The following is a 7,481-nucleotide window of genomic DNA, read 5'->3' as shown; positions in this document are numbered from 1 at the left end:
CCATAGTGACTGGATATGTTGTGTTTTACAGTATTATGTAGTCTGTTTTTTATGCAAAATCTAATTTAATATATTGATATTTATATCATTTTACGTTTCTCGTTCAGCTTTTTTGTACAAACTTGTTGATATCTGCAGAATTCGGATCAAACAACTAGAATTACACGGCGATCTTGCCGCCCTTCTTGGCCTTAATGAGAATCTCGCGGATCTTGCGGGCGTCCAACTTGCCGGTCAGTCCTTTAGGCACCTCGTCCACGAACACAACACCACCGCGCAGCTTCTTGGCGGTTGTAACCTGGCTGGCCACATAGTCCACGATCTCCTTCTCGGTCATGGTTTTACCGTGTTCCAGCACGACGACTGCGGCGGGCAGCTCGCCGGCATCGTCGTCGGGCAGGCCGGCGACCCCGGCGTCGAAGATGTTGGGGTGTTGCAGCAGGATGCTCTCCAGTTCGGCTGGGGCTACCTGGTAGCCCTTGTATTTGATCAGGCTCTTCAGCCGGTCCACGATGAAGAAGTGCTCGTCCTCGTCCCAGTAGGCGATGTCGCCGCTGTGCAGCCAGCCGTCCTTGTCGATGAGAGCGTTTGTAGCCTCGGGGTTGTTAACGTAGCCGCTCATGATCATGGGGCCACGGACGCACAGCTCGCCGCGCTGGTTCACACCCAGTGTCTTACCGGTGTCCAAGTCCACCACCTTAGCCTCGAAGAAGGGCACCACCTTGCCTACTGCGCCAGGCTTGTCGTCCCCTTCGGGGGTGATCAGAATGGCGCTGGTTGTTTCTGTCAGGCCGTAGCCCTGGCGGATGCCTGGTAGGTGGAAGCGTTTGGCCACGGCCTCACCTACCTCCTTGCTGAGCGGCGCCCCGCCGCTGGCGATCTCGTGCAAGTTGCTTAGGTCGTACTTGTCGATGAGAGTGCTCTTAGCGAAGAAGCTAAATAGTGTGGGCACCAGCAGGGCAGATTGAATCTTATAGTCTTGCAAGCTGCGCAAGAATAGCTCCTCCTCGAAGCGGTACATGAGCACGACCCGAAAGCCGCAGATCAAGTAGCCCAGCGTGGTGAACATGCCGAAGCCGTGGTGAAATGGCACCACGCTGAGGATAGCGGTGTCGGGGATGATCTGGTTGCCGAAGATGGGGTCGCGGGCATGACTGAATCGGACACAAGCGGTGCGGTGCGGTAGGGCTACGCCCTTGGGCAATCCGGTACTGCCACTACTGTTCATGATCAGGGCGATGGTTTTGTCCCGGTCGAAGCTCTCGGGCACGAAGTCGTACTCGTTGAAGCCGGGTGGCAAATGGGAAGTCACGAAGGTGTACATGCTTTGGAAGCCCTGGTAGTCGGTCTTGCTATCCATGATGATGATCTTTTGTATGATCGGTAGCTTCTTTTGCACGTTGAGGATCTTTTGCAGCCCTTTCTTGCTCACGAATACGACGGTGGGCTGGCTGATGCCCATGCTGTTCAGCAGCTCGCGCTCGTTGTAGATGTCGTTAGCTGGGGCCACAGCCACACCGATGAACAGGGCACCCAACACGGGCATGAAGAACTGCAAGCTATTCTCGCTGCACACCACGATCCGATGGTTTGTATTCAGCCCATAGCGCTTCATAGCTTCTGCCAGCCGAACGCTCATCTCGAAGTACTCGGCGTAGGTAATGTCCACCTCGATATGTGCGTCGGTAAAGGCGATGGTGCCGGGCACCAGGGCGTAGCGCTTCATGGCTTTGTGCAGCTGCTCGCCGGCGGTCCCGTCTTCGAGTGGGTAGAATGGCGCTGGGCCCTTCTTAATGTTTTTGGCATCTTCCATGGTGGCTTTACCAACAGTACCGGATTGCCAAGCTTGGGCTGCAGGTCGAAAGGCCCGGAGATGAGGAAGAGGAGAACAGCGCGGCAGACGTGCGCTTTTGAAGCGTGCAGAATGCCGGGCCTCCGGAGGACCTTCGGGCGCCCGCCCCGCCCCTGAGCCCGCCCCTGAGCCCGCCCCCGGACCCACCCCTTCCCAGCCTCTGAGCCCAGAAAGCGAAGGAGCAAAGCTGCTATTGGCCGCTGCCCCAAAGGCCTACCCGCTTCCATTGCTCAGCGGTGCTGTCCATCTGCACGAGACTAGTGAGACGTGCTACTTCCATTTGTCACGTCCTGCACGACGCGAGCTGCGGGGCGGGGGGGAACTTCCTGACTAGGGGAGGAGTAGAAGGTGGCGCGAAGGGGCCACCAAAGAACGGAGCCGGTTGGCGCCTACCGGTGGATGTGGAATGTGTGCGAGGCCAGAGGCCACTTGTGTAGCGCCAAGTGCCCAGCGGGGCTGCTAAAGCGCATGCTCCAGACTGCCTTGGGAAAAGCGCCTCCCCTACCCGGTAGATCTCGATCCTCTACGCCGGACGCATCGTGGCCGGAGTACTGCGGTTTATCTCGATGGCTACGAGGGCAGACAGTAAGTGGATTTACCATAATCCCTTAATTGTACGCACCGCTAAAACGCGTTCAGCGCGATCACGGCAGCAGACAGGTAAAAATGGCAACAAACCACCCGAAAAACTGCCGCAATCGCGCCTGATAAATTTTAACCGTATGAATACCTATGCAACCAGAGGGTACAGGCCACATTACCCCCACTTAATCCACTGAAGCTGCCATTTTTCATGGTTTCACCATCCCAGCGAAGGGCCATCCAGCGTGCGTTCCTGTATTTCCGGACTATAAAAGGATCTAGGTGAAGATCCTTTTTGATAATCTCATGACCAAAATCCCTTAACGTGAGTTTTCGTTCCACTGAGCGTCAGACCCCGTAGAAAAGATCAAAGGATCTTCTTGAAATCCTTTTTTTCTGCGCGTAATCTGCTGCTTGCAAACAAAAAAACCACCGCTACCAGCGGTGGTTTGTTTGCCGGATCAAGAGCTACCAACTCTTTTTCCGAAGGTAACTGGCTTCAGCAGAGCGCAGATACCAAATACTGTCCTTCTAGTGTAGCCGTAGTTAGGCCACCACTTCAAGAACTCTGTAGCACCGCCTACATACCTCGCTCTGCTAATCCTGTTACCAGTGGCTGCTGCCAGTGGCGATAAGTCGTGTCTTACCGGGTTGGACTCAAGACGATAGTTACCGGATAAGGCGCAGCGGTCGGGCTGAACGGGGGGTTCGTGCACACAGCCCAGCTTGGAGCGAACGACCTACACCGAACTGAGATACCTACAGCGTGAGCTATGAGAAAGCGCCACGCTTCCCGAAGGGAGAAAGGCGGACAGGTATCCGGTAAGCGGCAGGGTCGGAACAGGAGAGCGCACGAGGGAGCTTCCAGGGGGAAACGCCTGGTATCTTTATAGTCCTGTCGGGTTTCGCCACCTCTGACTTGAGCGTCGATTTTTGTGATGCTCGTCAGGGGGGCGGAGCCTATGGAAAAACGCCAGCAACGCGGCCTTTTTACGGTTCCTGGCCTTTTGCTGGCCTTTTGCTCACATGTTCTTTCCTGCGTTATCCCCTGATTCTGTGGATAACCGTATTACCGCCTTTGAGTGAGCTGATACCGGTTGGGCGTCGCTTGGTCGGTCATTTCGAATTACCAATGCTTAATCAGTGAGGCACCTATCTCAGCGATCTGTCTATTTCGTTCATCCATAGTTGCCTGACTCCCCGTCGTGTAGATAACTACGATACGGGAGGGCTTACCATCTGGCCCCAGTGCTGCAATGATACCGCGAGACCCACGCTCACCGGCTCCAGATTTATCAGCAATAAACCAGCCAGCCGGAAGGGCCGAGCGCAGAAGTGGTCCTGCAACTTTATCCGCCTCCATCCAGTCTATTAATTGTTGCCGGGAAGCTAGAGTAAGTAGTTCGCCAGTTAATAGTTTGCGCAACGTTGTTGCCATTGCTACAGGCATCGTGGTGTCACGCTCGTCGTTTGGTATGGCTTCATTCAGCTCCGGTTCCCAACGATCAAGGCGAGTTACATGATCCCCCATGTTGTGCAAAAAAGCGGTTAGCTCCTTCGGTCCTCCGATAGTTGTCAGAAGTAAGTTGGCCGCAGTGTTATCACTCATGGTTATGGCAGCACTGCATAATTCTCTTACTGTCATGCCATCCGTAAGATGCTTTTCTGTGACTGGTGAGTACTCAACCAAGTCATTCTGAGAATAGTGTATGCGGCGACCGAGTTGCTCTTGCCCGGCGTCAATACGGGATAATACCGCGCCACATAGCAGAACTTTGAAAGTGCTCATCATTGGAAAACGTTCTTCGGGGCGAAAACTCTCAAGGATCTTACCGCTGTTGAGATCCAGTTCGATGTAACCCACTCGTGCACCCAACTGATCTTCAGCATCTTTTACTTTCACCAGCGTTTCTGGGTGAGCAAAAACAGGAAGGCAAAATGCCGCAAAAAAGGGAATAAGGGCGACACGGAAATGTTGAATACTCATACTCTTCCTTTTTCAATATTATTGAAGCATTTATCAGGGTTATTGTCTCATGAGCGGATACATATTTGAATGTATTTAGAAAAATAAACAAATAGGGGTTCCGCGCACATTTCCCCGAAAAGTGCCACCTGACGTCTAAGAAACCATTACGTAGAAAGCCAGTCCGCAGAAACGGTGCTGACCCCGGATGAATGTCAGCTACTGGGCTATCTGGACAAGGGAAAACGCAAGCGCAAAGAGGATCCTTATCGCTATCGATTCACACAAAAAACCAACACACAGATGTAATGAAAATAAAGATATTTTATTGCGGCCATCGTGATGGCAGGTTGGGCGTCGCTTGGTCGGTCATTTCGAACCCCAGAGTCCCGCTCAGAAGAACTCGTCAAGAAGGCGATAGAAGGCGATGCGCTGCGAATCGGGAGCGGCGATACCGTAAAGCACGAGGAAGCGGTCAGCCCATTCGCCGCCAAGCTCTTCAGCAATATCACGGGTAGCCAACGCTATGTCCTGATAGCGGTCCGCCACACCCAGCCGGCCACAGTCGATGAATCCAGAAAAGCGGCCATTTTCCACCATGATATTCGGCAAGCAGGCATCGCCATGGGTCACGACGAGATCCTCGCCGTCGGGCATGCGCGCCTTGAGCCTGGCGAACAGTTCGGCTGGCGCGAGCCCCTGATGCTCTTCGTCCAGATCATCCTGATCGACAAGACCGGCTTCCATCCGAGTACGTGCTCGCTCGATGCGATGTTTCGCTTGGTGGTCGAATGGGCAGGTAGCCGGATCAAGCGTATGCAGCCGCCGCATTGCATCAGCCATGATGGATACTTTCTCGGCAGGAGCAAGGTGAGATGACAGGAGATCCTGCCCCGGCACTTCGCCCAATAGCAGCCAGTCCCTTCCCGCTTCAGTGACAACGTCGAGCACAGCTGCGCAAGGAACGCCCGTCGTGGCCAGCCACGATAGCCGCGCTGCCTCGTCCTGCAGTTCATTCAGGGCACCGGACAGGTCGGTCTTGACAAAAAGAACCGGGCGCCCCTGCGCTGACAGCCGGAACACGGCGGCATCAGAGCAGCCGATTGTCTGTTGTGCCCAGTCATAGCCGAATAGCCTCTCCACCCAAGCGGCCGGAGAACCTGCGTGCAATCCATCTTGTTCAATCCCTCCGGAGCCTCCGCCACCTGATCCGCCACCTCCGCTCCCACCACCGGTCTGCTCGTTCTTCAGCACGCGCTCCACGAAGCTCTTGATGTACTTACCCATTTCATCTGGAGCGTCCTCCTGGCTGAAGTGGAGGCCCTTCACCTTCACGAACTCGGTGTTAGGGAACTTCTTAGCTCCCTCGACAATAGCGTTGGAAAAGAACCCAGGGTCGGACTCGATGAACATCTTAGGCAGATCGTCGCTGGCCCGAAGGTAGGCGTTGTAGTTGCGGACAATCTGGACGACGTCGGGCTTGCCTCCCTTAACGAGAGGGATCTCGCGAGGCCAGGAGAGGGTAGGCCGTCTAACCTCGCCCTTCTCCTTGAATGGCTCCAGGTAGGCAGCGAACTCCTCAGGCTCCAGTTTCCGCATGATCTTGCTTGGGAGCATGGTCTCGACGAAGAAGTTATTCTCAAGCACCATTTTCTCGCCCTCTTCGCTCTTGATCAGGGCGATATCCTCCTCGATGTCAGGCCACTCGTCCCAGGACTCGATCACGTCCACGACACTCTCAGCATGGACGATGGCCTTGATCTTGTCTTGGTGCTCGTAGGAGTAGTGAAAGGCCAGACAAGCCCCCCAGTCGTGGCCCACAAAGATGATTTTCTTTGGAAGGTTCAGCAGCTCGAACCAAGCGGTGAGGTACTTGTAGTGATCCAGGAGGCGATATGAGCCATTCCCGCTCTTGCCGGACTTACCCATTCCGATCAGATCAGGGATGATGCATCTAGCCACGGGCTCGATGTGAGGCACGACGTGCCTCCACAGGTAGCTGGAGGCAGCGTTACCATGCAGAAAAATCACGGCGTTCTCGGCGTGCTTCTCGGAATCATAGTAGTTGATGAAGGAGTCCAGCACGTTCATTTGCTTGCAGCGAGCCCACCACTGAGGCCCAGTGATCATGCGTTTGCGTTGCTCGGGGTCGTACACCTTGGAAGCCATGGTGGCTCCAGCCTTTGGTTCGAGACTGTTGTGTCAGAAGAATCAAGCTTTTTGCAAAAGCCTAGGCCTCCAAAAAAGCCTCCTCACTACTTCTGGAATAGCTCAGAGGCCGAGGCGGCCTCGGCCTCTGCATAAATAAAAAAAATTAGTCAGCCATGGGGCGGAGAATGGGCGGAACTGGGCGGAGTTAGGGGCGGGATGGGCGGAGTTAGGGGCGGGACTATGGTTGCTGACTAATTGAGATGCATGCTTTGCATACTTCTGCCTGCTGGGGAGCCTGGGGACTTTCCACACCTGGTTGCTGACTAATTGAGATGCATGCTTTGCATACTTCTGCCTGCTGGGGAGCCTGGGGACTTTCCACACCCTAACTGACACACATTCCACAGCTGGTTCTTTCCGCCTCAGAAGGTACCTAACCAAGTTCCTCTTTCAGAGGTTATTTCAGGCCATGGTGCTGCGCAGATCCGCGTATGCGGTGTGAAATACCGCACAGATGCGTAAGGAGAAAATACCGCATCAGGAAATTGTAAGCGTTAATATTTTGTTAAAATTCGATTTTACCACATTTGTAGAGGTTTTACTTGCTTAAAAAAACCTCCCACATCTCCCCCTGAACCTGAAACATAAAATGAATGCAATTGTTGTTGTTAACTTGTTTATTGCAGCTTATAATGGTTACAAATAAAGCAATAGCATCACAAATTTCACAAATAAAGCATTTTTTTCACTGCATTCTAGTTGTGGTTTGTCCAAACTCATCAATGTATCTTATCATGTCTGCTCGAAGCGGCCGCCCCAAGGGGTTATGCTAGTTATTGCTCAGCGGTGGCAGCAGCCAACTCAGCTTCCTTTCGGGCTTTGTTAGCAGCCGGATCAGCTTGCATGCCTGCAGGTCGACTCTAGACTCGA

General features: G+C 53.8%; 3 protein-coding genes and 1 pseudogene. All 4 read right to left on the bottom strand.

Annotated features, from left to right (window positions below; translation table 11 throughout):
• Window positions 1-160: 160 nt before the first annotated feature.
• Window positions 161-1,813 carry an AMP-binding protein gene (locus KC820_RS12920; RefSeq protein ID WP_212371658.1) on the bottom strand — a complete coding sequence of 551 codons (1,653 nt, stop codon included), beginning with the start codon at window positions 1,811-1,813 and terminating at the stop codon, window positions 161-163.
• 1,747 nt (window positions 1,814-3,560) lie between these two features.
• Window positions 3,561-4,421, bottom strand: a complete 861-nt coding sequence (locus tag KC820_RS12915) for a broad-spectrum class A beta-lactamase TEM-116 (protein WP_000027050.1) — start codon at window positions 4,419-4,421, stop codon at window positions 3,561-3,563.
• 372 nt (window positions 4,422-4,793) lie between these two features.
• Window positions 4,794-5,585, bottom strand: coding sequence for an APH(3')-II family aminoglycoside O-phosphotransferase (locus tag KC820_RS13360; RefSeq protein ID WP_216687973.1), 792 nt, complete (start codon window positions 5,583-5,585; stop codon window positions 4,794-4,796).
• 69 nt (window positions 5,586-5,654) lie between these two features.
• Window positions 5,655-6,491: pseudogene (locus KC820_RS13355) on the bottom strand (haloalkane dehalogenase); the annotation flags it as partial.
• Between the last annotated feature and the right edge of the window lie 990 nt (window positions 6,492-7,481).

The organism is Allobacillus saliphilus, from assembly GCF_018138385.1.
GTDB classification, from domain to species: Bacteria; Bacillota; Bacilli; order Bacillales; family Alkalibacillaceae; genus Allobacillus; species Allobacillus saliphilus.
Note: the sequence above shows the minus strand (reverse complement) of the source record. Positions and strands in the feature narration are given on the sequence as shown.